This window comes from Curtobacterium sp. PhB130 (assembly GCF_003755165.1).
Classification (GTDB): Bacteria; Actinomycetota; Actinomycetes; order Actinomycetales; family Microbacteriaceae; genus Curtobacterium.
The window spans coordinates 1-26,278 of record NZ_RKII01000012.1 but is presented as its reverse complement, the minus strand read 5'-3'; the positions used below and the strand labels follow the sequence as shown (position 1 = coordinate 26,278).

Annotated in this window: 26 protein-coding genes; 13 read left to right on the top strand and 13 right to left on the bottom strand. The window is 69.1% G+C overall.

The annotated features are described in order from the left end of the window. Positions 1–108: 108 nt before the first annotated feature. Complete coding sequence (locus EDF24_RS17805) at positions 109–633, bottom strand: MarR family winged helix-turn-helix transcriptional regulator (RefSeq protein ID WP_123704684.1); 525 nt, start codon at positions 631–633, stop codon at positions 109–111. 106 nt (positions 634–739) lie between these two features. Between EDF24_RS17805 and EDF24_RS17800 the strand changes: the two genes are divergently transcribed. Then, positions 740–1,531: an SDR family NAD(P)-dependent oxidoreductase gene (locus tag EDF24_RS17800; RefSeq protein WP_123704682.1), complete on the top strand. Its 792-nt coding sequence runs from the start codon at positions 740–742 to the stop codon at positions 1,529–1,531. A 76-nt stretch (positions 1,532–1,607) separates the two neighbouring features. On the opposite strand, the gene EDF24_RS17795 is transcribed toward EDF24_RS17800, so the two are convergent. Continuing rightward, positions 1,608–2,612 (bottom strand): hypothetical protein, encoded by a 1,005-nt coding sequence (locus EDF24_RS17795; RefSeq protein ID WP_123704680.1) that lies wholly within the window; start codon positions 2,610–2,612, stop codon positions 1,608–1,610. A 176-nt stretch (positions 2,613–2,788) separates the two neighbouring features. Between EDF24_RS17795 and EDF24_RS17790 the strand changes: the two genes are divergently transcribed. Beyond that, a complete protein-coding gene (locus EDF24_RS17790; RefSeq protein ID WP_185021721.1) occupies positions 2,789–4,015 on the top strand; it encodes a glycoside hydrolase family 76 protein in 1,227 nt (408 codons plus the stop codon). A 35-nt stretch (positions 4,016–4,050) separates the two neighbouring features. After that, positions 4,051–4,980 (top strand): ROK family protein, encoded by a 930-nt coding sequence (locus EDF24_RS17785; protein ID WP_123704676.1) that lies wholly within the window; start codon positions 4,051–4,053, stop codon positions 4,978–4,980. On the opposite strand, the gene EDF24_RS17780 is transcribed toward EDF24_RS17785, so the two are convergent. Both EDF24_RS17780 and EDF24_RS17775 read right to left on the bottom strand, forming a co-directional pair. Further along, positions 4,970–6,745 (bottom strand): class I mannose-6-phosphate isomerase, encoded by a 1,776-nt coding sequence (locus EDF24_RS17780; protein WP_123704674.1) that lies wholly within the window; start codon positions 6,743–6,745, stop codon positions 4,970–4,972. The two genes, EDF24_RS17785 and EDF24_RS17780, sit on opposite strands and share 11 nt — an antisense overlap. Before the next feature lie 113 nt (positions 6,746–6,858). Continuing rightward, entirely contained in the window at positions 6,859–7,893 is a 1,035-nt protein-coding gene (locus EDF24_RS17775) for a LacI family DNA-binding transcriptional regulator (protein WP_123704672.1), read from the bottom strand. A gap of 127 nt (positions 7,894–8,020) precedes the next feature. Between EDF24_RS17775 and EDF24_RS17770 the strand changes: the two genes are divergently transcribed. The 5 genes from EDF24_RS17770 (at position 8,021) to EDF24_RS17750 (ending at position 15,409) form a co-directional block, all read left to right on the top strand. Further along, a complete protein-coding gene (locus EDF24_RS17770) occupies positions 8,021–9,292 on the top strand; it encodes an ABC transporter substrate-binding protein (protein WP_148070927.1) in 1,272 nt (423 codons plus the stop codon). Then, a complete protein-coding gene (locus EDF24_RS17765) occupies positions 9,289–10,239 on the top strand; it encodes a carbohydrate ABC transporter permease (protein ID WP_123704668.1) in 951 nt (316 codons plus the stop codon). Before EDF24_RS17770 ends, EDF24_RS17765 begins: the two co-directional genes overlap by 4 nt. Before the next feature lie 13 nt (positions 10,240–10,252). Then, positions 10,253–11,071 carry a carbohydrate ABC transporter permease gene (locus tag EDF24_RS17760; RefSeq protein ID WP_123704666.1) on the top strand — a complete coding sequence of 273 codons (819 nt, stop codon included), beginning with the start codon at positions 10,253–10,255 and terminating at the stop codon, positions 11,069–11,071. A 54-nt stretch (positions 11,072–11,125) separates the two neighbouring features. After that, positions 11,126–14,245 carry a glycoside hydrolase family 38 C-terminal domain-containing protein gene (locus EDF24_RS17755; protein WP_123704664.1) on the top strand — a complete coding sequence of 1,040 codons (3,120 nt, stop codon included), beginning with the start codon at positions 11,126–11,128 and terminating at the stop codon, positions 14,243–14,245. A gap of 198 nt (positions 14,246–14,443) precedes the next feature. Then, positions 14,444–15,409 (top strand): phosphotransferase, encoded by a 966-nt coding sequence (locus EDF24_RS17750; RefSeq protein ID WP_123704662.1) that lies wholly within the window; start codon positions 14,444–14,446, stop codon positions 15,407–15,409. Here EDF24_RS17750 and EDF24_RS17745 read toward each other — a convergent pair. After that, positions 15,398–15,739: a hypothetical protein gene (locus EDF24_RS17745; RefSeq protein ID WP_123704660.1), complete on the bottom strand. Its 342-nt coding sequence runs from the start codon at positions 15,737–15,739 to the stop codon at positions 15,398–15,400. The two genes, EDF24_RS17750 and EDF24_RS17745, sit on opposite strands and share 12 nt — an antisense overlap. A gap of 97 nt (positions 15,740–15,836) precedes the next feature. Here EDF24_RS17745 and EDF24_RS17740 point away from each other — a divergent pair, with 97 nt between their 5' ends. Then, on the top strand, positions 15,837–16,142 hold the full coding sequence (locus tag EDF24_RS17740) for a hypothetical protein (protein ID WP_123653700.1): 306 nt from the start codon (positions 15,837–15,839) through the stop codon (positions 16,140–16,142). A gap of 124 nt (positions 16,143–16,266) precedes the next feature. Here the strand turns inward: EDF24_RS17740 and EDF24_RS17735 are convergent, their stop codons facing one another. The 3 genes from EDF24_RS17735 to EDF24_RS17725 all read right to left on the bottom strand — a co-directional run bounded on the left by EDF24_RS17735 (position 16,267) and on the right by EDF24_RS17725 (position 18,822). Continuing rightward, positions 16,267–16,692, bottom strand: coding sequence for a hypothetical protein (locus EDF24_RS17735; protein ID WP_123704656.1), 426 nt, complete (start codon positions 16,690–16,692; stop codon positions 16,267–16,269). 298 nt (positions 16,693–16,990) lie between these two features. Beyond that, positions 16,991–17,656, bottom strand: coding sequence for a response regulator transcription factor (locus EDF24_RS17730; protein ID WP_123653698.1), 666 nt, complete (start codon positions 17,654–17,656; stop codon positions 16,991–16,993). After that, entirely contained in the window at positions 17,653–18,822 is a 1,170-nt protein-coding gene (locus EDF24_RS17725; RefSeq protein ID WP_185017114.1) for a sensor histidine kinase, read from the bottom strand. The genes EDF24_RS17730 and EDF24_RS17725 overlap by 4 nt, the downstream gene beginning before the upstream one ends. Positions 18,823–18,967: 145 nt before the next feature. Here EDF24_RS17725 and EDF24_RS17720 point away from each other — a divergent pair, with 145 nt between their 5' ends. Next, complete coding sequence (locus tag EDF24_RS17720) at positions 18,968–19,537, top strand: hypothetical protein (RefSeq protein ID WP_123704654.1); 570 nt, start codon at positions 18,968–18,970, stop codon at positions 19,535–19,537. 963 nt (positions 19,538–20,500) lie between these two features. Here the strand turns inward: EDF24_RS17720 and EDF24_RS17710 are convergent. From EDF24_RS17710 to EDF24_RS17700, 3 genes are all read right to left on the bottom strand, one after another. Beyond that, complete coding sequence (locus EDF24_RS17710) at positions 20,501–20,779, bottom strand: hypothetical protein (RefSeq protein WP_132049695.1); 279 nt, start codon at positions 20,777–20,779, stop codon at positions 20,501–20,503. Between the two features lie 162 nt (positions 20,780–20,941). After that, a complete protein-coding gene (locus EDF24_RS17705) occupies positions 20,942–22,840 on the bottom strand; it encodes an ABC transporter ATP-binding protein (RefSeq protein ID WP_123704648.1) in 1,899 nt (632 codons plus the stop codon). A 191-nt stretch (positions 22,841–23,031) separates the two neighbouring features. Continuing rightward, on the bottom strand, positions 23,032–23,283 hold the full coding sequence (locus tag EDF24_RS17700) for a hypothetical protein (protein ID WP_123704646.1): 252 nt from the start codon (positions 23,281–23,283) through the stop codon (positions 23,032–23,034). A gap of 78 nt (positions 23,284–23,361) precedes the next feature. Here EDF24_RS17700 and EDF24_RS17695 point away from each other — a divergent pair, with 78 nt between their 5' ends. Further along, a complete protein-coding gene (locus EDF24_RS17695) occupies positions 23,362–23,805 on the top strand; it encodes an HTH domain-containing protein (protein WP_123704644.1) in 444 nt (147 codons plus the stop codon). Between the two features lie 35 nt (positions 23,806–23,840). Here the strand turns inward: EDF24_RS17695 and EDF24_RS19315 are convergent, their stop codons facing one another. After that, positions 23,841–24,005 carry a hypothetical protein gene (locus EDF24_RS19315; RefSeq protein ID WP_185021720.1) on the bottom strand — a complete coding sequence of 55 codons (165 nt, stop codon included), beginning with the start codon at positions 24,003–24,005 and terminating at the stop codon, positions 23,841–23,843. A 126-nt stretch (positions 24,006–24,131) separates the two neighbouring features. Here EDF24_RS19315 and EDF24_RS17690 point away from each other — a divergent pair, with 126 nt between their 5' ends. Beyond that, positions 24,132–25,295 carry an NAD(P)/FAD-dependent oxidoreductase gene (locus tag EDF24_RS17690; RefSeq protein ID WP_185021719.1) on the top strand — a complete coding sequence of 388 codons (1,164 nt, stop codon included), beginning with the start codon at positions 24,132–24,134 and terminating at the stop codon, positions 25,293–25,295. Beyond that, positions 25,286–26,182 carry an RNA polymerase sigma factor SigJ gene (gene sigJ / locus EDF24_RS17685; RefSeq protein WP_221181397.1) on the top strand — a complete coding sequence of 299 codons (897 nt, stop codon included), beginning with the start codon at positions 25,286–25,288 and terminating at the stop codon, positions 26,180–26,182. The genes EDF24_RS17690 and sigJ overlap by 10 nt, the downstream gene beginning before the upstream one ends. On the opposite strand, the gene EDF24_RS17680 is transcribed toward sigJ, so the two are convergent. Further along, the coding region (locus EDF24_RS17680; RefSeq protein WP_132050129.1) for an integrase core domain-containing protein at positions 26,179–26,278 on the bottom strand (100 nt) is incomplete at its 5' end. The genes sigJ and EDF24_RS17680 overlap by 4 nt on opposite strands.

Genomic DNA, 26,278 nt, shown 5'->3' with positions numbered 1-26,278 from the left:
GGAAGAGGCCCTTCTCAGCTGTGTGCGGTTGTGAGACCGCGACGAGCTCCGGCCCCGATGAACGCCCGGCTTTCCGCGCCTGATTGCGGGGCGAACGATCTCAAGTACTCATGGACATTCTTCGAGCACGGCGCGAGATGCGTGCTCCGTGTCGGTCGTCTGCGGGGGGCGCCACGTCGGCGCGGCGTCCACCGCGCCGGCGACACCCCGCGCGATGACGCCGAGCTGGCGCGCCTGTGCCGGACTGATCGTGTCGAAGACCAACCGTCGGACGAGTGCCTGGTGCGCCGGCGTCGATTCCGCGACCTTCTCGTGTCCGTCCTCGGTCAGCACCGCGAGCGTGAACCGGCCGTCCGTCGGGTCGACGACACGGCGAACCCATCCCTTCCGTTCGAGTCTGGTGACAGCTCGGGACAGCCGGGAGAGTGTCGAACTCGCGTACCCGGCGAGGGTGCTCATCCGCAGCGTCCGATCAGGAGCGGTGTCGAGGGCGGTGAGCACCCCGTGTTCGAAGTGGGTGAGCCCGCTGTCCCGCTGCAGCTGCGCGTCGAGGGCGGTTGGGAGTCGTTCGAGCAGCGTCGCCACGGCCGCCCATGTCTCGAGTTGCTCGTCACTGAGCTCCGGCTGCGCCATTCCCACAGCGTAGGGCGAATGACTTGCCCAGGCAACTCATTCGCCCTACGGTACTTGCTCAGGCAAGTCATCGCGTCGTCCGGCGCGGGACGACCGAGGAGGAACCGTGGACCTGCAGCTCCAGGACAAGACGGCGTTCATCAGTGGATCGACGCAGGGCATCGGCTACGCGATTGCATCAGCTCTCGCCGCCGAAGGCGCGCGGGTGATCGTGAACGGCCGGGATCGCGCCCGCGTCGACGACGCCGTCGAGCGCCTGCGGCGAGAGCACCCGGGCACCGACCCCTCCGGGATCGCGGCCGACTTCGCCGATCCCGACGAGGTCGCGCGACTGCTCGAAGCACTCGACCACGTGGACGTCCTGGTGAACAACGTCGGACTGTTCGGACTCGCCGACTTCGAGTCGATCGCCGACGAGGACTGGGAACGGTACTTCGCGGTCAACGTGATGAGCGGTGTGCGGCTGTCGCGACACCTGCTCAACGGGATGCTCGAACGTGGCTGGGGTCGCATCGTGTTCATCGGCAGCGACTCCGGCGTCAACGTGCCGGTCGACATGATCCACTACGGCATGACGAAAGCGGCCATGATCGCCCTCGGCAACGGCCTTGCCAAACGGACCCGTGGCACGGCCGTCACGGTCAACACCGTGCTCGGCGGGCCCACGTACTCCGACGGTGTCGCGTCCACGGTCGACGCGATCGCGGCGACCCGGTCGCTCCCAGTCGAGACGGTGCAGCGAGCGATCATCAGCGAGAACCGGACTCTGCTCCTCGAACGCTTCATCGCGCCGGCCGAGATCGCAGCCCTCGTGACGTACCTCGCGAGCCCGATGGCGTCCGCGACGAACGGTGCGGCCGTCCGGGCCGACGGTGGTGTGCTCACGGGTCTTCTGTAGCCGTGGCAGCAGGAGACGCGCTCACCGGCGGACGACGCCGCCGGCGGCCTCGAAGCGCTCCGGCGATGGACAACGATCAGGAGGCGATGGGCTTCGGCTCCCACGCTGGGTCCGCTGTCGGGTGTGCCTCGACGTACCGGCGCGCTCGGCGGATGCGCATGATCATCCACGGGAGCGCCCACGCGAGGAACCCCACCATGAGCACCAGGAAGACGGTGGAGAACGTGACCAGGTCGCCGCGCAGGATCCCGCTGGCGAGCTGGAACGCGATCGAGACGTAGAAGAGCGTGATGTACGCCGTGTTGAACTGCAGCACGAGCTGCACGACCTGCGCGTACCGCACCGCGCTCGGCTGCTCGGCCTCGTCGATGGGGATGTCCTTGCCGCGGAGCACCACCTTCGCGTACCGACGCAGCCGGTCCACGTCGCGCCCGCCGGCATCGCGGAGCAACCGGCTGAAGGGGAGGGCGACGACGATCGACGCGAACGCCGTGGCGAGGAACGTGAGCTGCCCCGCCAGCAGAGCCGCGATCAGCGCGTCGTGGGGAGGGTTGTGCACGAGGATGTCGAGCACAGCGACACCGACCGCCGAGACGATCGCGGCGATGACGAACGTGATGCCGATGACGACGACCTTGCGCCGGATGACGTCCGGACCGGGGAGGACCTGGTCGTGGAGCGCGACCATCGGTGGTTCCAGACGGCGGAGCCGGCTCCCGATCGGACGCGCGACGACGAACAGGACCGCGGCCCCGCCGGCGAGCACCGCCGGCACCCACACCGGCGCCCGGGCGGACAGGCTCGCAACCACGACGACGACCGCTGCGACGACGTCGACGGCGAGCACGACGAGGGAGACGCGCTGCAGGTAGCGGCTGCGGCCGGACGGCGTCCGATCGTCGAAGTACGCGGCCCAGGAGCCGATGACCAGCGGCCCGAACACGAGGAACGGTGACGCGGAGGCGGCGGCGATGAGCAGTGCGTCGGGGGCTTCCCGCAGGTACAGCGCGGTGAGCAATCCCGCGCCGAGGGTGAGCGCGGTCGTCACGATGATCGTCACCAGGAAGGCCAGGACTCGCATGTGTGCTCCTCGGATCGCGTCGACGCGGTGTCCACGCTGCTCCCGATGATGGCCGACTCGTACCGCGTTGGAACGAACCATGCGGTTTCCCGCAGGAGGAGTGGCGGTCCGGCTCGTCCTTGCGGCCCGCACGGCAGCATCGTATGGTAACGATACCAACAACCAGGGGAGCAACGATGCTCAGCTCGATTCCCGCGCCGGCCACCCGCGCTGTTCGTCTCACCACCGCCGCGATCGTCGTCGGCGCACTCGCCGTTGCGGCACCGCACGCAGCCGCTGCCGCGACCGCCGGCCCGTCCACGCCGGACGCTGTCTGGCAGCAGCGCGCGAGCGCCACCTACGACGCCATGCAGGACAACCTCTCCACAGGAGCCGCGGGCCACGGGCTGTACCGCGAGAACACCGACACGACCACCGGCAACCCGTACTCGTTCCTCTGGGAGTACCGCGAGGCCACCCAGGCCGCGCTCGACCTGCAGGGGATCGGCGGCGTCGGCCCGGCCTACGCCAACTCGGCCGCGGCTCGTGTCGATGGGTTCCAGCACTACTACGCGGTCGCACCGGGCGGTCGCCCCGGGTACAAGTCGTACCTGCCGGCACCGCTCGGCACCGGCGGCGACGTGTACTACGACGACAATGCCGTGGTGGGTCTCTCGTTCATCAGCCAGTACCAGGCGACCGACGACCCCGCGTCCCTCGACCACGCGCGCGCGGCGTTCGACGTGGCGGTCCGGAGCTGGAACACCGACTCCTCGCTCACCTGCGCGGGTGGCTCGGACTGGATCGACCGCCCGGACAACACGACCCGAGCCGCGAACGTGACCGGGCTCACCGCCCAGCTGGCGGCGCACCTGTACGAGGAGACCGAGGACGCGTCGTACCTGCGCTGGAGTACCCGTCTGTTCGACTGGAACAACAGGTGTCTGCGTCAGTCGGCCGGGCTCTACCGGAACAGCATCGGTGACGACGGCAGCGTCGACTCCACGCTCTGGACCTACAACTCCGGCGCGATGATCGGCACGGCGACGATCCTCTACCGGGCGACCGACGACCCGAAGTACCTCCGGCAGGCGACCTCGGCTGCGCACGCTTCGCTCCGCTACTGGAGCGCGGCCGGTCGGCTCCAGCAGCAGCCGGCGGTCTTCGACGCGTTCTACTGGAAGGACCTGCTGCTGCTCGACTCCGTGCAGCACGACCCGTCCTACCGCGCCGCTGCCGAGCAGTGGGCGACGGCGACGTGGCGCGACAACCGCGACCCCGCGACCGGCCTCTTCCACTTCCAGCCGAGCGGCGGCGGTGACCCCGACTGGGACCGACCGGCGGCGACGCTCGACCAGGCGGCGATGATCCAGGTCTTCGCCGTGCTCGGGTGGTCGTCCGACCACTTGGGGGACGTCAGTTGAGCGAACGGCGGAGCAGCAGGGCCCCTGTCGGCGTCATGGACGTCGGCGGGGGCCACGTCACGGCAGCGCTCATCGACCCGGCGTCGGTGGGCGACGTCCTGGTCGAGCGGGGGGCGCCGGTCGATCCGCACGCGGAGCGCGATGCGCTCCTCGAGCAGCTCGCCGCTCCCGGGCGGGTACTGGCCGAGCACGAGACGCTCGCGGGCTGGTCGATCGCGATGCCCGGGCCGTTCGACGCCGCGGCGGGAACCGGTACGTTCGCCGGGGTCGACAAGTTCCAGTCGCTCGCAGGGATCGACCTCCGGGCCGCCCTCGCCGAACGGTTGGGCGTCGCTCCGGGAGCGGTGCGGTTCGTCAACGACGCCGTCGCGTACGGCATCGGCGAGTGGGCGTCGGGCGCCGGGGCGGGTGCGCACCGGATGATCTGCGTCACGCTCGGGACCGGGGTCGGTTCGGCGTTCCTCGTCGGCGGGGAAGAGGTCCGGACCGGGCCGACCGTGCCGGAGGCGGGGGAGGTGCACCGGCTCACGATCGACGGTCGCCCACTGGAGGAGACGATCTCCTCGCCGGCGATCCGTCGCGCCGATCGCGTGGGATCCGGTCGGGAGCGGACCGTCGAGGAGATCTGCGCCGCTGCGCGGGCCGGCGACCGGGGAGCGCGCGAGGTCGTCTCGTCGGCGATGCGCGCGCTGGGTGTGGCGCTGCGGCCGTGGGCGGAGCGGTTCGCGGCGGATCGAGTCGTCGTCGGCGGTTCGATCGCGCGGTCGTGGGACGTCATCGAGGCACCGCTCCGCGCGGGGCTGACGCTGGACGCGCACGGCGCGACGCACGCGCCGACGCACGCGCCGACGCACGCGCCGACGCACCCGCCGACCGGAGTGGTCCGGGCCGCGCTCGGCTCCCGGGCGCCGCTCGTCGGTGCCGCGATGGCGTGGGCGAGCGGCACCCGCCCGCTCAGTCGCTGAGCCCGGTCCCGCGGACCGACGCCTTCACCGTGCCGAGGCGCTGCCCCACACCGCGTCCGCAGGGACGGATCGTGTAGCGCCCGACGCTCGCGGGCACGATGAACGTCTCGGCGTAGTGCACGACGAACGGCTCGAACGCACCGTCGGGACTCTCGACGACGGCCTCCGCCCCCTCGACGAGGTTGAGGACGTTCACGGTGCCGTCGGTGTCGTGCGGGACGACGTCATCGAACCAGTGCCGCCGGACCTCGATGAACTCGAGCTCGTGGAGCCCGGTGTGTTCCTCGACCCAGCCGTCGCCGCGTGCGACCTCGGTCACCTGGTTGACGAGTTCGTCCCGGGTGAAGTCGGTGCGGCGGTCCCACTGGATGTTCGCGAAGGCGTGGTCGAGGTGCACCGGACGCGGGACTCCGTCGAGACCGACCCGGCCCCAGTCCCACATCTTGAAGGTGAAGATGTACGGCGTCGCGGAGATCTCGAGGACCATCGAGTCCGCCCCCGAGCAGTGCACGGTGCCCGCGGGGATGAGGAAGTGGTCGTGCTTCTTCGCGGGGAAGGTGTTGACGAAGCGGTCGGCCGGGAAGGGTTCCTCTCCGGAGGACGCGGTCCGCAGCGCGGCCTGCATCGCCGCGGGGTCGGCGTCGTCCCGGACCCCCAGGTACACGACGGCGTCCTCTGTCGCATCGAGCATGTAGTAGCTCTCGTCCTGCGTGTAGGGCATGCCGAAGACGTTCTGCATGTAGTCGGTCAGCGGGTGTACCTGCAGGGAGAGGTTGCCGCCGGCCATCGTGTCGAGGAAGTCGAAGCGGATGGGGAACTCGGCGCCGAACCGCGCGTACGTCTTCGCCCCGAGCAGCTCGCGCGGCTGCCGGAAGACCAGGTCGAGCGCGGGCAGCTCGACGACCGTGTCGCCGATGCGGAACAGGAGGCTGTTCTCCTCGGGGACGCAGTCGAAGCACCAGGCGTAGTTGTCGGCGTCCCCGACTTCGAGGACCTCCTTCATCCACTGCCCGCCCCACACGCCGGGGTCGAAGAAGGGGACCACGCGGAACGGACGGTGGCTGGCGAGCTCGAGGCCGGCGAGGAACGTGTCGCCCGTGATGAGCTTCGCGTCCGCCATCGAGCCGTTGGCGTCGAGGACCAGGTCGATCCGGTCGAACAGGGTGCGCTTGTGCCGGTCGGCGGCGCGCCACTCGACGAAGTAGCCGCGCTTGACCTTGCGTAGCTGGTCCTCGTCGGCGTTGTCGGCCCGCCAGTTCGGCGCGCCGGCTCGCTGACGGCGCTGGATCTCCCACCGTGCCAGGTCGGCGAGCACCACCGTGTCGAACGCCGTCGGCACGAGCGTGGCGCCCCAGCCGAAGACGACGACGGGGCCGTCGGCGGCGCTGATCCGCTCGGCGAGGTCGGCGAGGCGGGCCTCGTCGTAGAAGTCGGTGAGCACCTGGTGTCCGAGGACGCCGAAGACGCGGTCGTCGGTGAGGTTCGCGGCGATGCGCTCCTCGATGACGGCGTTCGGCAGGGCTGCTGCGGCTTCGACGTCGATGAGGACCGCGTCCGGGGCGACTGCTGCGAGCTCTCGGCGGAGGCCGTCCAGATCGCTCCCCGGGTACGTGTCCACGGCCATGACGTGCCGGCCGGAGAGGCGCGCGGCGAGTTGCTCCCAGGTGTCCTTGCCGGTCCAGACGTCGTGTCCCGGCGGGAGGTCGATGGCGGGTGCCTTGTCGTACTGACCGACGGTCACTCCGGTGGGCAGGAAGGTGGACATGGTGCCCCTTTCGCACTGATAACGTTACCAACACTACCCCGGAAGCCGTCCTGGGACGCAAGCCGGGCCTCCAGATCGAACGGAACGAGGCCGGGCTCCGGACGAACGCGCGCTCAGTGGTGGACGATGCGCACCGGCAGCTCGACCAACCGCGGCGGCTCGCCGTCGGCGGAACCGTCGAGCCGTGACAGCAGCATCCGCGCCGCGACGCGGCCGAGCTCCGCCGGGTCGTGGTCGATGACGGACAGCGGGATCGGCGCCATGTCCGCGAAGTCGAACGAGTCGAACGCGAACAGGCTCGGCGGCGAGGTGACGGTCCCGTCGTCGACGGCCTTCGCGATCGCGCGGATCGCGCCGACGCTGATCCGGTTGTTCGCGGCGAACACGGCGGTCGGCGGCTCGGGCAGGGCGAGGAGGCGGTGCATCGCGCGCTCGGCGGTGTCGGTGTCCTGCAGTTCCAGGACCACGAGGTCCTCGTCCGGCGTGGCCCCGTGTGCGGCGAAGGCGCTCCGGAACCCAGCGAGGCGGCGCTGGCCGGTGGACACGGTGACCTTGTTGCCGAGGAACGCGATCCGACGGTGCCCGTCGTCGAGCATGAGCGCGGTGGCGTCACGGGCGCCGTGCACGTCGTCGATCAGGACCGCGTCGGCCGCGACGTCCTCGACGGTGCGCGAGGCGAGGACGAGCGGCACGTCGTTGAGGCGGTCGGTGGCGAACCGCTCGACGTCCTGTCCGACCGGCACCACGATGAGCCCTTCGACCTGCCGGCCGAGGAAGTCGGAGAGGAGTTGCCGCTCGAGGCCCGCATCCTCGTTCGTGGTGCCGACGAGGATGCGCCGTCCGGTGGCGGCGACGACCTGCTCGATGCCCTGCACGACGCCGGCGTAGTAGGGGTTGCCGATGTTCGTGATCATCACGCCGACGAGACCGGAGCGCTGCCCGGGGCGGAGGCTCCGGGCGTTCTCGTTGCGGTGGTAGCCGACTTCCGCGATGACGCGTTCGACGTGTTCCCGGAGTTCGGGGCGCACGTTCTTGCCCCCGGAGAGCACCCGGGAGACCGTCATCGGGCTGACCTCGGCGACCCGGGCGATGTCCTTCACGGTCATCGCCGGCTTCCGTGCCGGTCCGGACCCAGCGGCTGCGTGCATGTGTCCCTGTATACCGGACATCCCTCTTGCGGCTGGTCCGGCGCCGTGTATGCTCCCGTTGGTAACGTTATCAATTCACCGTCGAATGGAACGCCCGATGCCGAACCCGTTCTCCCGAGGGCCAGCCGTGACCCGACGCACCGCGCTCGCGCTGGGCGGTGGCGGCCTGCTCGCCATGACCCTGGCCGCCTGCGCCAGGGGCTCCGACACCCAGCCGTCCGCGCCCGGCACAGTGACCCTGAACAGCGACAACCCCACCTGGGGCCCCGGCTACGCCGCCGCGTCCGCCGTCCTGGCGAAGCGCATCGGCTACCGCATCACGTCGCGGTCGATCGCCAGCGTGAACAACTACACGCAGGTCATCCGGATGACGGCCCAGACCGACAGCACGACCGACCTCATCAAGTGGACGAACGGGTACCGCCTGCAGGACATCGCCCGTGCCGACATCCTGACCGATCTCAACCCCGTGTGGGACGCCGCCGTCGACCGCGGCTGGGTGGACCCGGCGCAGCGCGAGTCGTTCAGCTACCGCGGCAAGGCCTACGGCGTCCCGCTCTACAAGAGCTACTACGCCGTGTTCTACAGCAAGAAGGCGTTCGCCGAGCACGGCATCGACGTGCCGACGACCTTCGACGAGATGCTCGACGCTGCGCAGCGGCTCAAGGACGCCGGCATCACCCCGTTCCTCTCGCCCGGCGCCACCACCTGGGAAGCCGAGATCTGGTTCATGCAGCTGCTCGCCTCGATCGACCCGGACTACTACAAGGCCGTCACGACGGACAAGGCCAGCTACACGGAGGCCCCGGCGCAGCGGGCGATGGACCTCTGGTCGTCGATGTACGCCGACGGGTTCTTCTCCGCGCCGGACGTCACCTCGAACGACCTGCCGGGCCTAGTCAAGAAGGGGCAGTTCGGCATGATGCTCTACGGCACGTGGTTCGCGAACACCCTCCTCGCCGCCGGGCTGAGCGACGCGGACATCGGGTTCTTCCGGGTCCCGCCGCAGGGGTCCGCGGCGCCGGCGATCGTCGTCGAGAGCGGGTCGCTCTCGGTCCCGGTGAAGGCGCACCGCCACCGTGCCGCGGTCGAGGTCGCACAGAACTGGCTCGCGACCGACGTGCAGACGGCCTGGGTCGGGTTCCTCGGCGACACGAGTCCGAACCCGCACGCGCTGCCGAAGTCGAACCTCGTGAAGGTCCTGGCGAAGGACATCGCCGACACCCGCCCCGTCGAGCTCACCCGCTACTGGGAAGCCTCGCCCACGCCGCTCATCGAGGGCAACGTGCAGGACCTCGGGTCCTTCATGGTGAACCCCTCGAAGTCGAACGGCACCGCCACCCTGCGCTCCATGCAGAACCGAGCAGTGACCGAGTGGAAGACCTGGAACGCCGCATGACGCTCACACAACCTCCCGTCCCCGACACGGTGCTCGACCAGGAGGCACGGCCCACCGACCGACGTCGGCCCGCGTCGACGAGACGGGCACCGCTCAGGGCCCGCCTCACCGGCGGCGCCTTCCTCGCCCCGTCCGTGCTGCTGGTCGTCGCGCTGCTCGTCGTCCCGTTCCTGTTCACGATCTACCGCAGCTTCTTCAACGACAACGGGTTCACCCGGAGCTGGGTCGGGATCGAGAACTACCGCGCGATGTTCGCCGACCCCGCGTTCGGGCAGTCCGTGCTGAACACGTTCCTCTGGGTGGTCGGCACGCTGTTGCTGCCGGTGGGGATCGGCCTCGCGATCGCGGTCGGCACGTGGAAGCTCAAGCTCGGGGGGCTCGCCCGGTTCGCGATCGTCCTGCCCTACGCGATCTCCGGCTCGGCGACCGCCGTGGTCTGGACGTTCATGCTCTCCACGGACGGCGGCCTGGACACGCTCCTGCGGATGGTCGGCCTCGACGGGCTCGTCTCGCAGTGGCTGCTCCAGTGGCCGCTGAACACGGTGATGATGATCATCGCGACGACCTGGCAGGCCACCGGCGCCTGCGTGATCCTGTTCCTCGTCGGCCTCCAGTCGATCCCGCCGAACACGCTCGAAGCCGCGCAGATCGACGGCGCCTCCGGGTGGCGGCTGTTCTGGTCCGTGACGTTCCCGCAGCTCCGCCCCATGACGGTGGTCGTGGTCGGGATCTCGATCGTCGGCAGCCTGAAGGTCTTCGACCAGGTGCTGCTGCTCACGAACGGCGGCCCCGGCACGGCGTCCGAGACGCTGGCGCTGACGATGTACCGCGAGACGTTCACCCTCTCCCGGTACGGATCGGGTGCTGCCGTCGCCGTGTTCCTGACGCTCGTGGTCGTCGTGGCCTCGTGGGCGTACCTCCGCCGGCAACTCCGACCCACCGACTAGCTGGAGCCGTTCGATGACGAAGACCTCTCGCCGCATCCTGGCCGTCGTGCTGACCGTCGTGTCGCTGATCTGGCTGATCCCGTCCTACCTGCTCGTGGTGAACGCGTTCACGAAGAGCGCCGACTACTCGGGCACGCCGTCGTGGTGGCCGACCTCGTGGTCGCTGTTCGACAACATCGCCACCGCCTTCCAGAACGCGAACGTCGGGCAGGGGATGCTGAACAGCCTGCTGTACTCCGTCGTCGGAGCCGGTGCCGCGGTGTTCATCGCGGCCCTGGCATCGTTCGCGGTGACGATCATGCCGGTGAAGCGCCCGACGTTCTGGTTCTGGGTGATCTACATCGGCACGATCCTCCCGCTGCAGGCGTTCCTGTCGCCGCTGTTCACCGGGTACGCCGCCGCGTCGCTGTTCGACACCCAGTACGGGATGCTCCTCGTCTACGTCGCGCTGACGATCCCCTTCGCGTTCTTCGTGGTGCGCGGCCACATGACCGGGCTGCCGAACGAGGTCCGCGAAGCAGCGTCGCTCGACGGGGCGGGATGGGTCCGGATGTTCTTCCAGGTCCACCTGCCGCTGTCGACGAGCGCCCTCCTCGCCGCGTTCGTCTTCCAGTTCACCTGGATCTGGAACGACCTGCTGTTCGGCCTGACGCTGTCGACGAGCCCGAACATCCGGCCGGTGATGGCGACCCTTGCCGACCTGACCGGCAACTACTCGACGTACGGGCCGCCGGTGGCGCTCGCCGGGGCGCTCGTCGCGTCCCTGCCGACGATCATCGTGTTCTTCGCGTTCCAGCGGTTCTTCGCGCGTGGGCTCAACCCGACCGCCTGACCGACATCCCCGTCTCCCCGCACCTCGTCCCGACCCCGAAGGAAGTCCGTCTCGATGACCGAACCCGCCCTCGTCTCCGCACAACCCTGGTCCCACCTGGAGGCCCGTGCCGGCCTGCTCGACCGGGCCACCGTCGTGGCCGCGACCATCGGTGGCACCCGCGTCCGGGTCCTCCCCGAACCGCTCAAGACCGAGCGGGACGGCGTCGTCGTGCAGGCCGTGCGACTGCTCGTCGACGGGCAGCGACCCGACCCGGCCACCGCGACGCTCACCGGACCCGGCGGCGACCTGGTCGTCGGCGATGCGCCGGCCCCCGACGACACGTCCGTCCGGCTCCTCGTCCGCGCCGTCGACGAACCGACCGAGGTGTCCCTGGCGCTGCCGGACCTCGGCGACGAGACGATCTCCTTCCTGCTGCAGCCGCAGCGGGACTGGTCCGTGCACGTCGTGCACCACTCCCACTTCGACTTCGGGTACACAGACCCGCAGACCACCGTGATCTCCGCGCAGCGGTCGTACCTCGACTCGGCGGTCGAGCTTGCCGCGGCGACGAGCGAATGGCCGGACGCCGCGCGCTTCCGGTGGAACGTCGAGGCACTGTGGGCGTTCGCCGACTGGGAGCGACACCGCCCCGCGGCGAAGGTCGCCGAGTTCGTGCGGCTCGTGCAGCAGGGCTCGATCGGCCTCAGCGCCATGCCGTACAACCTGCACACCGACACCTGCTCGACGGAAGAACTCCACGAGCTGCTGCGAGAAGCCCGCCGCATCCGCGAGCAGTACGGCATCGACTTCACGACCGCGATGCAGACCGACGTGCCCGGGCAGGTCGCCGGGCTGCCCGACGCCCTGCAGGAGGTCGGGGTCCGGTACCTCGCCGTGGCACACAACTGGGCGGGACGTTCGATGCCCCACCAGAACGGCGCCCTCGAGCTGCCGCGACTGTTCCGCTGGCGGACGCCCGCCGGCAACTCCGTCGTGGTCTGGATGACGGACAGCCCGCACGGCCTCGCCTACATGGAGGGGCCGATGGTGGGCCTGACCGAGTCGTACGAGGTGGCCGAGACGTACCTGCCGGCGTACCTCACCGCACTCGCGACCCGCGGCTACCCCTTCCCACCCGGGGTCTTCGGCGCACACGGCGAAACGGCAGAGGGACGACCGGGATACCCCTGGGGTGTGCTGCACCTGCGCACCCAGGGCTTCATGGGCGACAACGGCCCGGCGCGACTGCACCTCTCCGAGGTCGTCCGGCGCTGGAACGACACGTGGACGTCGCCGACCCTGCGCGTCTCGACGAACGAGGACTTCTTCGCCGAGGCGGAGGCACGGCACGGCGACGAGCTCGTCACCGTCGAGGGGGACTGGGGCGACTGGTGGGTCGAGGGCGTCGGGTCGGCCGCCGTGCCGCTGGCGCTCACCCGCGAGGCGCAGGCGACCGTCAGCGACGCACGCTCCTTCTCGCAGGCGGCTGCATGGCTCGGGGGCCAGGCGATCCCGACGGAGCGTGCGGATGCGGACTCCGCGTACGACGCGATCTCGATGTTCAACGAGCACACCTGGGGCGCGAGCAACTCGTGGACCCACGGCGACGAGGGCTACGACTCGGGGGAGCGGCAGTGGCAGTGGAAGGTCGCGCAGGCGCTCACCGGCCACCAGCGCAGCCGCGACCTCGAAGAGCACGCGCTCGTCTTCCTCGCGGACACCGTGGCGGCGCCGGACGACGCCCTCGTGTCGATCGTGGTGGCGAACGCGTCCGGAGTCATCCGCACCGGAGCGGTCCGCTTCCTGGTGAAGGAGTCGACCGTGCCGCTCGACGCCGGCGTGCGCGTCCGTGACGGCCGCACCGGCGCTCCGCTCCGTTTGGTCGTCGAGCCGCAGTCGAACTCGCTCCACCGCGAGTCGGGCCGCTGGGCGACGGTGCAGCTGACCGACGTCCCGGCGTTCGGGTTCGTGCGGATCGACGTGCTGCCCGCGGACGACGCCGCGGAGCCGCCCCGCGTCCACGATGCACTGACGACGCCCGCCGCGGAGCTGTTCTCGCTCGACAACGAGTACCTCCGGGTGCGCGTCGATCCGGGCACCTCCACCATCCGCTCCGTCGTCGAGGTGGCGACCGGGCGGGAGATCGTCGAGCAGGACGCCCCGGCCGGGTTCAACGGCTACGTCTACGACGAGTACGGCTCGTCCGGGGCGGGGGTCAACCACCTCTCGAACAAGCTGTGGAGCTCGGATCGCCTCGAACTCCTCGCCAGCCGCACGACCGGCGGGCCCGCCGTGCTGGTGGAGCGGGTCACGGACGCCGTGGAGGAACGGCTCGTCTACCGGTTCGCAGCAGCCGGTGTCGACGCGGTGACGGTCACGCTGCGCCTGCGGCACGGTGAGCCGCGACTCCGCATCGAGAACCGTCTCGAGAAGCCCGTCACCCGCACGAAGGAGAGCGCCTTCTTCGCGTTCCCGTTCGCCGCGACCGACCCCGTCGTCCGCTACGAGGTCTCCGGAGGCGTGACCGGCGACGGGCTGCCGCACGTCCCCGGCGCCCCGCAGCACATGCGTGCGGTCCGGAACTGGGTCAGCGTGCAGGACGGCGACGACGCCGTGGTGTGGGTGACCAAGGACGCGCCGCTCGTGCACCCCGGTACGATCTCGTTGCCGTACGCGCCGTTCCCCGCGAGCACCGCGCCGAACCGCTCGGCGACCGTCTACTCGTGGTTGCACAACAACGTGTGGGACACGAACTTCCCCATCGAGCAGGGGTTCACCGCCACGTTCGAGTACGCGATCGGCGTCCGGTCCCACGCAGCCGAGCCGACTGAGTCCGTGGCGGTGCAGACGACTGCCGACCTCGTCCGACCGCTCGCCGCGGTGCCGGTATCCGGTACCGGCACGGCGGACCAGGCGTCGGCGGAGCTCCTCACGATCAGTGATCCCCGCGTGCGGCTCGTGTCCGTGGTCGCCGGGGACGACGAGCACACGTCGATCGTGCGGCTCCAGTCGTCCGCGGACCAGCCGGTCGACGTCGAGCTCGCGTTCGGAGTCGACCTCGACACCGCCGTCCGCGCGACCTACCTCGGCGACGACACCGGGGCTCCCGTCGATCTCGTTGCCGACGTCGTGCGGACCTCGCTGGCGCCGTTCGAGGCGGCTGCGGTCCGCGTCCGGCGCGCGGCTCGGTGACCAACTGCGGACGGGAGGCTCGTGGCGGCGCCGCCACGAGCCTCCCGTCCGTCCTGTGGAGATGGCGGACATCCACCTGCTTCCGCACGGCGGTGCGCGGTAGCGTGCGCTCGTGCACCTCGCGAACATGCGCATGGTCGGGACAGGACGGCTTCGCCTTGCAGTCCCGCAAGGTCGTCGAGCCGATCGTGGGGATCGATGAAGATCGAGCTGTTGTGGGAACAGGACGACCCGAACGAGGTGCTGCGGACCCGGTTCGGCTTCGCGGGGCCGATTGTGCGCGATTGGGTCACGGCGGCGGTGGCGCATCACTGGGGCGTCCGAGTCGAGCCCCCGGAGCGCATCGTGATGAGCGGTGGCAACGCCCTCGCGTGGGTGCGCAGCGGCGACGAACTTCTCCTGGTCAAGTGGTCGGTCGCGCCCGAGCGGTTCGAACGGCTCGCATTCGCCGCGGAACTGACAGCCTGGCTCGGAGCGCAGGGGTTGCCGGTGTCCGCACCGCTGCCGACCCTCGCGGGTGCGGTCCAGGTGAGGAACGGCGGCACGTCGATGGGCTTGCAACGCGTCATCGAGGGGGACCACCTCGATGTCGGCGACGCCGATCAGGTCGCGGCCGCAGGGGCGACGCTTGCTCGGCTGCACGACGCGCTCCGTTCTTGCCCGCTGCACGACTCGGACCACGAGGTCCTGGCTCCGCCGTCACCGCTCCGTCAGCAGGTCTCCGACTGGCTCGCCTCCGAACCGTCGACGTCGTCCCCGCACGCTCGCGACGTCGTGGAGCGCATGCTCGAACGAGCACCGGAGGGTCTTCCGCCCATGCAGATCGTGCACGGCGACTACCGTGCTTCGAACATCTTGCGTGCAGGCAGCGAGGTCGTCGGCGTGCTCGACTTCGAGGAGCTTCGACTCGACCATCGAGTCGGCGAGATCGCGCGCTCGGCGGTCTTGCTCGGCACGCTCTTCCGGGACTGGGGGCCCGTGTCGGCGTCCGTGCGACAGCAGTTCCTGGACGGCTACCAGGCAGTCCAGCCCCTCACGGACGAGGAGCTTCGCTGGTGGCCGGTCCTCGTGCTCTGGTACTCCCTGGCGTTCGTCCCTTCGGACGATGACCCCAACGGGTGGGGCCGAGCAGCGGTCGAGCAGCTCGGGCACTCAACGAGGTAGCTGGTGGCTGGTGAGGGCTTCGTGGATGAGGCGGATGTCCTTCGCGCCCTGTCCCCAGTCGGAGAACGAGAGTCGCAGCGACGGGGCGGTCCGCACCTCGATGCTCGTGCCGCCGTCCTCCTGAGCGTCGAGCTCAACGGTGATCAAGTCCCCCCAGGTCCTCCAGCTCGGTGACGACATCAGCACCACGCGTCGCGCTGTCACGTACCGAACGCGCATGCCCCGGATGTCCTCGGCAGCGGCAACCAGCCGGTCCTTCACGGTGTCGGGAGCAAGCGGCAGGGAGAACCGGGCGCTGGAGCGCGACCACCGAGTGTGGATCTCGAGCATGGATCCATTCAAGCCGCTCCGCTGCAGGTCGAGTGAGGTCGGCTGGTGCCCTGGCAGCCACGTCCGGGAAATGACCGGTTCGAGCTACCATCCCGTCGTGGCTGCAACAGGTCTCCTCGTGGCGAGCGTCGCGATCTTGGTGGGTACAGTCGCGCTCTTCGGATGGCGTGTGCGGAACCCGGCCTGGGTACGCGACGCGCAGCTCACCCAGAACGCCAGCCCCGTGATCAGCCTGCTGATGCTCGTGTTCGGCGTACTCGTGGTCGCGGTCGTCCTCGCCCTCGGGATCTTCTGGGTCGCGACCGAGCACGGCGTCGTCGGGTGGGTGATGGTCTGCGTTGCTGCGACTGGACTCGTTCACGTCTGGGTGAACGTCTGGATCCGACGACGACCACTGCTGTGAGCACCTCCCGCACAGCAACGCCAGGCTCGTGGTGGCGGTCCGCATCGGTAGTGCTCGTGAGCCGGGGGCTGATGAACACCCGCCGCGACCCGCGTGGCTGCTGACCGTCCTCCTTCACACGCGGTCAGTCGGGAGAACGGGCTGCTCGAGTTCGGCGGCGGCGGGCAGCGATGGCCATGGCGAGGAGCACTCCACCACCGACCGCGAGCAGGACTCCACCGACGACGGCACCGGGGACCGCATTGCCCCGTTGGGCGTCATCGATCGAGAATCCGGCGGCACCGAGAAGCAATCCGAGTCCGGCGAACAGGAGGACGGAGAGCCCCGCGGCGACCCAGTGGCCACGTGTCGCCCGGGCGCCTGCCCGTCCGCGACTCTTCCACGCAGCGCCGAACGTGGACCCGTATCCGGCGATGACCAGGGTCGCGACCGGGAACGCCGTGCCGAGGGCAACCAGTGCCATCCCGCTCACCAGGAAGCCCACAAGCCAGGGAACCCACCACCGTGCGCCGACCACGTGCTTCGCGCCGTCGTCCGGGATCGATTCCACAGGGGGAGCTTATTGCGTGGGCGCCGGCAGGACGACTTTCATCTCGCGGCAACGTCCGCGCTGATGGTTGTCGTCAGTACGGTCGCGTCCGGCTCGTAGCGCCCCGGCCCCAGAACGCCGCGCGGCACCTCGTTGACACGATCAAGTGATCAGACGACAGCCCAAGTCGGGGTGCCTGTCAAACCACGTGAGCGCGTCCGGTAGTCGATCCTTCACCGGGCGGTGAGTCTCTTTCGATGTCTCTGGCCGCCATTGGGCGTCTCAATTCCGTCACCGACACTGGCGCCCTGAGCGCGCTTCAGCGAACAGGACGAACCCCCGCGCTGAACGCGAACGCCACGAGCTGTGCGCGGTCGCGCGCGCCGACTTTGGCCATCGCTCGGTTGGCGTGTGTCTTGACGGTGTACGGCGACAAGAAGAGCGTGTGCGCGATGGTGTTGACATCGGATCCAGCTGCGATCGCGCGCGTCACGTCGAGTTCTCGTGGCGTGAGAGTGGCGAACCGCTCGACGAGTTGCTCGTCGATGGGGTGATCGGGTTCATTTGCGACGCGCCCGATCAGTGCTGCTGCGGCCGCGGCGGACAGCGCGCCACCACCACCGAGGACTTCCTCGATCGCCGCCACGAGTTCGCGAGGTCCGGCGGACTTGCTGAGGTATCCGTTCGCTCCGGCGCGAAGCGCGGCCAGTACCGTCTCGTCGTGCTCGAAGGTGGTGAGCACGACGATCTTCAGCTCATCGCCATTCCACCGTTGACGAAGCCGCCGGGTCGTCTCGACACCGTCGATCCCCGGCATGCGGATGTCCATCAGCACGACGTCGACGGGGCTGGCTTCCATGGCTTGGATGGCCGCGAGGCCGTCCCCTGCTTCCACTGCCACGTCGAAGCTCTCATAGGTGGAGAGGATCGCGCGGAGCCCGAACCGGATCATGTCCTGGTCGTCAACGAGTGCGATCTTGATCATGTGGGGAGTCCATCCGTTGTGGGAAGTTCGACTGAGACCACGAACACGACGCTGTTCCCGTCGATCGTCACGGTGCCGCCAGCCTGGGAGATTCGTTCGCGCAAACCGATCAGTCCCAGTCCGCTGCCGCTTTGCCGTCGATCGTCGTGTGGCGCGTTCCGGACCTCGAGGTGCACGCGTCCCGGGCTGGACCAGCACGACACCGTCGCCGATCCTCGGCCGTACCTGTGCGCGTTCGTGAGGGTCTCTTGCAGGACTCGGTAGAGGGTCACTCCGACGGAACCGCTCACCTCGGCGTCGACGTCGACACGGAGGTCAGCGTCGACTCGGAGACCGATTTGTCGGTACGACTCGATGAGATCCGGGATGAGCGTCAATCCGGGAGTCGGGGCTGAACCCGGGTGGTCTTCCGCGGTCCTCAGCAGCTCCAAGATGCGCTGTGTCTCGTTCAGGACGTTGCGGATGCCTGTCCGAGCGTTGCGCAGCGCCTCTCGTGCTTGGGTTGCGTCCTCAGGAAGCACGACTTCGGCGACGCCGATGTTCATGCTGACCACGGCGACTTCATGTCCGACGACATCGTGGAGGTCCCGCGCGATTCTGAGCCGCTCTTCCGCGACGCGTCGCTGCGCTTCGACTTCGCGAGTTGCGACAGCGTCCTCGGCGCGCTGCTCCAACGCAAATCGGTACTGCGTTTGCGATCGGAGGCCGAACGCGATGCCGGCACCAGCACCGATCGAGATGACCACGCCGATGGTGGTCGCAATCGGGTCTCCCAGTTCTCGGCTCGAGAGAGTTCCGATGACCACCGGGATCGCTGTCGACACCGCCATCAGAATCGGTCGCCCTCTTCGCAGAGTCACCGCGAAGAGAAGGAACACGGCGCAACTCCACTCCACCAGCGGTTCCCAACCGAACACGCCCGCGGTGAGAGCCGCGCACGATGCGATGAGCAGACCGATGTGCGGAAAGCGCAGGCTCATCACGGAGCCGACTGCGAGGAGCACCACGGCGAGTGCGCCGCCGAGCGGTACGGGACGTTCCGAGCCGACGCGGATCGCTTCGGCGATGATCGCCGCCGAAATCGCTCCACCGGTGACGAGGTAGAGCGTGCGCCCGCCGCGCATCCACGAACGCGGGGGCACGTTGGAGCGTTCGAGTGGAGTCACCCTCCCATTCTTCTCCTGAGCCGTGCCCGCACGTACTGCGATCGCAGTAGGTGCGGTTACCGCGGAGAGACGATGAGCGGGCGCAGGACGACGGCGAACATCGATGTAGGCCAAGTCGGCCGACCAACGAGCAGAAGGACATCCCATGAGCACCGAAACTCCCCTCGCCGGCACCTACGTCCCGTACGAGTACACCCGTGTCAGCGTTCCGAAGAACAAGGAGACCCTCTACCGCGACACGTACCGCAACTTCGGATGGGAAGGCGGCACCGCTGAGCGCCCCCGCCCGGGTAGTGCCACTACCGAGATCGAGTTCAAGCGCAACCGCGACATCCGCAACCGTGACGAGGTCATCGATCTGCAGCGCAAGGCGCAGGGAGCGCTCGAGACCATCACCGGTCTGGAACGGTCCCGAACGATGGTCGCATCAGTACTCGCGTACTTGATCGGCATCGTGGGAGCGGCATTCCTCGGGCTGTCCGTCTTCGCGACGCAGAGCGACGTGAACGTGCCCGCCATCGTCGAGAACGCTGCCGGGATGCCCGCAGTCATCTCGGGCGCGATCGGCATCGTGCTGTGGGCTGTCGCGCCACTGGTGTACCTCGGCGCCCGTGCCTGGCGCTCCGCGCGGGTGCAGCCTCAGATCGACCGTCAGTTCGAGGTCGTTGATGGTGCCTGCGAACAGGCGAGCCAGCGCCTCCGCCGGGTTGCGTGACATCCAGGCAGACGGCTTCTCTTCACGGCGACGATCAGCAGATCGCAGCGGAGGCAGCGGGCAAGTGCCGCGGTGAGGGAAAGGGTGGGGGGTATCGGAACCCTCGCCCGTCTCCTCGCGCTGATCCCTGACGCGATGGTCCACCGCGTCGGAGGAACACAACTGCCGCGACAAACCGAATCCAGAACGCCGGCGCGCTCCGCTTGTGGGAGGCAGATGGGCCTCCGGAACGGAGGCGGGACTCGGGGGACCTGATCGTCGTCTTCCATGACGCGGAGATCGGTGATCACCGTGATTTGTTCCACCTCGCACGAGCGGTGTGCGATTCCATCGCGTTCGTCGACTACCAAGGTCGTGCGTCGCGCGAGGTCACCGAGGGAATGCCGCCGCTGGACCTCTTACATCTCGCGGCAGCGTTCGCTCTGATCGTCTTCGTCAGTACGGTCGCGTCCACCTTGTGGCGCCCCGGCCGGTACGGGGATGGGCAGAACGCGGTGCGGTCACGTCGTTCACCGAATCAAAGTAACCAAACAAACCGTCAAGACCCTTTCGCGCGCGAAACCGTCGCACTCGCCTGCAAGCAACGGCGCCTCGCAGAAGGCAAGACCAGGAGAGCGGTGAAGTGCGTGCTCAAGCGCTAGATCGCCTGACGATCTTCCGCCACCGCACCGTCGCCATGCCCGTCCGGGGCTTGCTGCGAAGGTCTCAGCTCGGTCGCAGGAACACCGAGACAAGCAGCACAGCGATACCGATCCACACCAGTCCGATCGCAGGGCCCTTGAGGAGGTCCGGTTGGTGACGACCCTCCTCGTCACCGCCACGACTGACCGTGTGCAGCAAGTCAGAAAAGACACCCGGCCGAATGAACAACAGGATCCCGGCTGCGATCGCTGCTGGGCCGAGGATGAGACCTGGTATCCACATGGTCACTCCTTGTCGCGTGAATCAGGCCTCACGAGACGGCTAGTGCGCATTGCTCTGGGCGCCGTCGACATCTCTTCCGGCCTGGCGACGCCGCCTGCGAGCGAGCTGTTGGCGGAGCTTGTGGATGAAGGTTGCTTCGAGGAACCCGACCAAGGCGAGCGCTGCGATGGCGAAGAGCACGTTCGCCGGGGCCTGAGCCTGCGTGAAAACGATGATGGGCAAGCCGATGACGAGTGCGGCACACACGATGACGTTGATCCACGCGCCGACGAGGCCGCCCGGAGCGTCGGGCACTCCATCCATCCATCGGTCCGCCATACGGCGGACGCTACTCCCTTGACCCCGCACAACTGGACTGCCGCCGCGTTGAGCGCGGACATCATCAACAGAGCTCGAAGTTGTACCCGTCGAGTACGGCTGCGCGAGACGGTGCAACCGCTACGGGGTCCTCGCAGTCCACCACGACGCCACTGACTCGGCTCATGGCGCGAGCGCGTCCTCGTCCGCCGCGACGTTCTTCTGGACCGCGAACTGGGTGCGGTGCAGTTCTTCGTACCGCCCACCCATGGCCAGCAGTTCCTCGTGTGTCCCGCGCTCCACGACCGAGCCGTCCTCGACGACGAGGATCTGGTCCGCACTGCGGATGGTGGAGAGACGGTGCGCGATCACCATCGCCGTCCGTCCCTCGAGCGCCTCGCTGAGCGCCGCCTGCACCGCGGCCTCCGACGTCGAGTCGAGCGCCGCCGTCGCTTCGTCGAGGATGACGACCCGCGGCTGGGCGAGGAGGAGCCGCGCGATGGTCATCCGCTGACGCTCACCGCCGGACAACCGGTAGCCACGCTCACCGACCATCGTGTCCAACTGGTCCGGCAAGGACCGGATGAGGGATTCGAGCCTCGCGCGGCGGACGGCGTCCCACACCTCGTCGTCGGTCGCCTCGGGCCTTGCGAGGCGCAGGTTCGACCGGATGGTCTCGTGGAACAGGTGGCCGTCCTGCGTCACCATGCCCATGGTGTGCCGCATGGAGGCGAAGGTCACGTCGCGGACATCGGCCCCGGCGAGGCGGACGGCACCGCTGTCGACGTCGTACAGGCGCGAGAGGAGCTGCGCGATGGTGGACTTGCCGGCACCGGACGTGCCGACGAGGGCGACGGTCTGCCCCGGCTCGATGCGGAAGGACACGCCGTGCAGCACCTCGTCACCGCCGCGGGTGTCGAGGGTGGAGACCTCTTCCAAGGAGGCGAGGGACACCTTGTCCGCGGCGGGGTAGGCGAAGCGGACGTCGTCGAACTCGACGGACACCGGTCCGTCGGGGACGGCGTCGGCGTCGGGCTTCTCCTGGATGAGCGGCTCGAGGTCCAGCACCTCGAAGACGCGCTCGAAGCTGACCACGGCGCTCATGATCTCCACGCGAGCGTTGGCGAGGCTGGTCAGCGGCGCGTAGAGGCGGGTGAGGAGGAGCGCGAGGGTGACCACGTCACCGGTGTTCAGCTGCCCGCCGAGTGCGAGCGCCCCGCCGACCCCGTACACGAGCGCGAGGGCGAGGGCGGACACCAGGGTGAGGGCAGTGACGAAGACGAACTGCAGCAGGGCGCTCCGCACCCCGATGTCGCGAACACGAGCGGCGCGGACCCGGAACTCCTCGGCCTCTTCGTCGGGACGGCCGAACAGCTTGACGAGCGTCGCGCCGGGCGCCGAGAAGCGCTCGGTCATCTGCGTGCTCATCGCGGCGTTGTGATCGGCGGCCTCGCGTCGCAGCGCTGCCAGACGGGTGCCCATGCGGCGTGCCGGGATCAGGAAGATCGGGAGCATCACCACAGCGAGGACCGTCACGAGCCACGACGTGCTGAGCATGACGACCAGGGTGAGGATCAGCGCCACGACGTTCGTGACCACTCCCGACAGGGTGCCGCTGAAGGCCTGCTGCGCGCCGATCACGTCGTTGTTGAGGCGGCTCACCAGGGCGCCCGTGCGAGTGCGGGTGAAGAACGCGATCGGCATCTTCTGCACGTGGTTGAACACGGCGGTGCGGAGGTCCAGGATGACGCCCTCGCCGATCCGTGCGGAGTACCAGCGGGTCAGCAGCGACGAGGCAGCATCCGCCACGGCGACGAGGGCGATGACGACGGCGAGCCAGACGATCGTGCCGACCGCGCCGCGGGCCGCGATGACGTCGACCACCTGACCGGCGAGCACCGGCGTCGCGACCGCGAGGAACGCCCCGACGACCGAGAGCGCGATGAAGAGCACGAGCTTGGCCCGGTAGGGCACGGCGAACGTCATGATCCGCCGCACCGACTCACGGGAGAAGCCGTGCTTGCCGTCCTTGGCGGTCGAGATCTTGTAGAGCGAGCTCCAGGCTGCGCCTTCCATGCTCATTGCAGTTCCTTCCATGGGCAACGCCGACTTCGACGTCGGTCGCCCGAGCTCGGGATCCTCCCCAGTGGGGGCGAGCAGGCAGTCAGGATACGGCTCAGGACAGGATCCTGAGGAGCCGGTTGCCGAGCGCGTCCACGTTCATCCCGAAGGTGCTGGGGAAGTCGGCGCTTCCGCGACCGCTGGCTTGTCGCTCAGCGGGTCGCGGACTCCCTGTCGTCGTTCTGGGCGCGCTGCAGTTCCTGTCGACGGGCGTAGGAGATCGAACCGATCTGGACGGCGGCGAGGATCGACCAGACGATCGCCATGGACCTGTGGAATCCGGACGGATCGACGACGGCAAGGACGATCCAGACCGCGGCAAGGGCGACCCACACCCACGCGAGCCACGGGAGTGGCTTGCCGACGAGTCGTTCGAGGAGGCTGCGCCGCGTCGTCTCGCTCATGTGCGCGATGCTAGCTGGCGAAGACAGGGTCTGAACGCGATCATCGCGCGCTGCGCGCGCTCATGAAAGGCAGAGTGCATGACCGAGAAGCAGGATGTTGCGCACGAGCTCCGGCACATCGTCGAGGTCGATGGGGTGCCCTACGACACGATCGGAGCGATCACCGGCACGACGCCAGAGAAGTTGCGGTCGTACGTCGAGACATCCCCCAACGGATTCGCTGACCCCGCCGACGGCGGCCTCAGCCCCGACGAAGGGGCGCGCGTGTCCGTTCTCGTCGCGCACCTCTCGGCCGTCAAGGAGATCCCCGACGCAGAACGCGTCGAGGGCATGTTGGCAGTTCTGACGCAGACCTTCGGGTTCCCCGTCGATGCGCTGGCGTCCGTCATCGGCGTCGAAGCCGCCGTGCTGGACGGCCTCGCAACGACTTTCGACGATCTGCCCGCGACAGTCCGGACAGCGGTCGCGTTGCGCTTGTCCTTCCTCGTGAACGCGATCAACCTGGCATCCCCGACGAGCTGAACGACGACGATCGTGCGCCCGGGCGGGAGTCGGTCTCAGCGCACACCCCGGGGCGGTGGGTTCACGTCGTCATCGGGGCGCACGCTCCGTCGCACTGCTCGGCGGAACCCGGTGAGCACGGTGGCACCGCCGAGCCCGACGACGATGCCGGCCAACGCCGCGACCGCCAGGGCACCGTAGATCCACGCCGCGCCGGACATCCGCCAGCCGTCGTGTGCGAACCAGTCCTGGACTCCGCGGACGGTTCGCGCCCTTCTCCGTCTCGGTCACAGACCGACGTCGACCGGTGTCCCATGCCCGGAACCGTTTTCGGAAGGGGAACGAACATGTCGGAACACGTCGTGGTGATCGGTGGAGGGTACGCGGGTGTCATGGCCGCGAACCGGGTGGCGGGGAGCGGTGGCAGCGGCGCGGTCGTGACGACCCTCGTGACGGCGGAGGAGGCATTCGTCGAGCGGATCCGTCTGCACGAGTTCGCGGCCGGGTCGTCGGCGACGGCCACGGTCACGTTCGCGTCGGTGCTCCACCCAGCCGTGCGGCTGCGTGTCTCCCGCGTCGACCTGATCGATGCGGGGGAGCGGCTCCTCACCCTCTCGGACGGCAGCCTGCTCCCGTACGACCACCTCGTCCTCGCGGCGGGGAGCAGCGGGCGCATCCCTGCTGGTGACGGTGTCCACTCGCTCGCGGACCTGCAGTCCGCAGCGCGGCTCCGCGCCGCTCTGGCGGATCTCCCGTCGGGCGCGGCCGTCGCGGTGGTCGGCGGTGGCCTGACCGGTCTGGAGGCTGTCAGCGAGATCGCGGAACGGCATCCGTCCCTGACGGTGCGGCTCCACACCGCGGGCGCGATCGCGCCGAGTGTCTCTGCCGCGAGCCGGGCCCGGCTCCGACGTCGCCTCGTCCGCCTCGGGATCGAGCTGCGCGAGGGACTGACCGTCCCTGCCGGGAGCGACCTGCGTGCGGAGCTCGACGCCGAGCTCGTGGTGTGGTGCGCGGGGTTCGCCGCGCCGGCGCTCGCCGGGGACAGCGGCCTCCCCACCGCTCCGGACGGACGCCTCCGGGTCGGCCCGACGCTTGCGGTCGTCGGCGGTGACGGGCGCGTCTTCGGAGCGGGCGACGCGGTGGTCATCGACGACCCGCGGTACGGCTACCAGCGGATGAGCTGTGCTTCGGCCCTCCCGATGGGCGCCCACGCGGCCGACAACGTCCTGCGACGGATCGCCGGCGAGGCGCTGCGCCCGCTCTCGTCGGGCTTCGTCGCGCAGTGTCTCAGCCTCGGGCGGCGCGACGCGCTCGTCCAGGGCGTCACGTCCGACGACCGACCGCGCCGGGTGGCGCTCTCGGGTCGTGCCGCCGGCGTCGTGAAGGAGATGATCTGCCGTCAGACACTCCGGTGGCTGCGCGGGGAGGTCCGGCGGAGCGGCTCCTATTCTTGGCCCAGCGGCCCGGTCTCGACGGCGCCGATGGCGATGGAGGAAGCCGCGTGGAACTGACTCGGGCGGATGTGTTCCAGCAGCATCGCGGACTCGTCTTCACCATCGCGTACGACATCACCGGGTCGGTGGCCGACGCCGAGGACGTGACGCAGGAGACGTACCTGCGATGGCAGTCGGCCGACGCCGAGGTGGCGGACGGCCGTGCGTACCTCGCCACGATCGCCGCGAACCAGGCCCGGAACTTCCTGCGGACGAGTGCGCGTCGCCGGGAGGACTACATCGGCCCGTGGCTCCCGGAGCCCCTCATCACCGGTGCGTCCCGGGACGACGCTCCCGACGACCCGGAACGGATTGCGCTGCAGGCCGACGCCGTGTCGACCGCGCTCCTCGTCATGCTGCAGCGCCTCAGCGACGACGAACGGATCGGCTTCCTGCTGAAGGAGGTGTTCGACTTCCCGTACCCGATGATCGCCGCGGTGTTGCGTCGGAGCGAACCAGCCACCCGGCAGCTCGTGCACCGTGCACGGGGTCGGGTGCAGAACCGCCCTCCACGGAACGAGGTCAGCGCCGCCGAGCACCGACGGGTGGTCGACCAGTTCCTCCGAGCCGCGAGCACCGGCGACGTCGAGACGCTGCTCGGCACCCTCGCCCCGGACGTCGTGCTGGTGTCCGACGGTGGCGGCAACGCCACGTCCGCGCTCCGCCCCGTGGTCGGCGCGGAGAAGACGGCGCGGTTCGTCCTCGGGCTCGCCGAGAAGCACGGATCGACCTCCGTGGCGGTCCCCACGGAGCTCAACGGACTCGACGCCGTCCTCTTCGCCGAGCACGCCGCGATCACGACGACGTTCCAGTTCGACGTCGCCGACGGGCTGCTCCAAGCGATCTACGTCGTCCGGAACCCGGTCAAGCTCCGACACCTGCAAGCACCACCGCGCGAGGGCTAGGTGTAGTTCCCCGTGAGGTTATGAACGCGATCTGATGGGGTTTGGCCGCCGAGGCCGGTGTGTGGTCGGTGGTGATTGTAGTGATGCAGCCAGTCC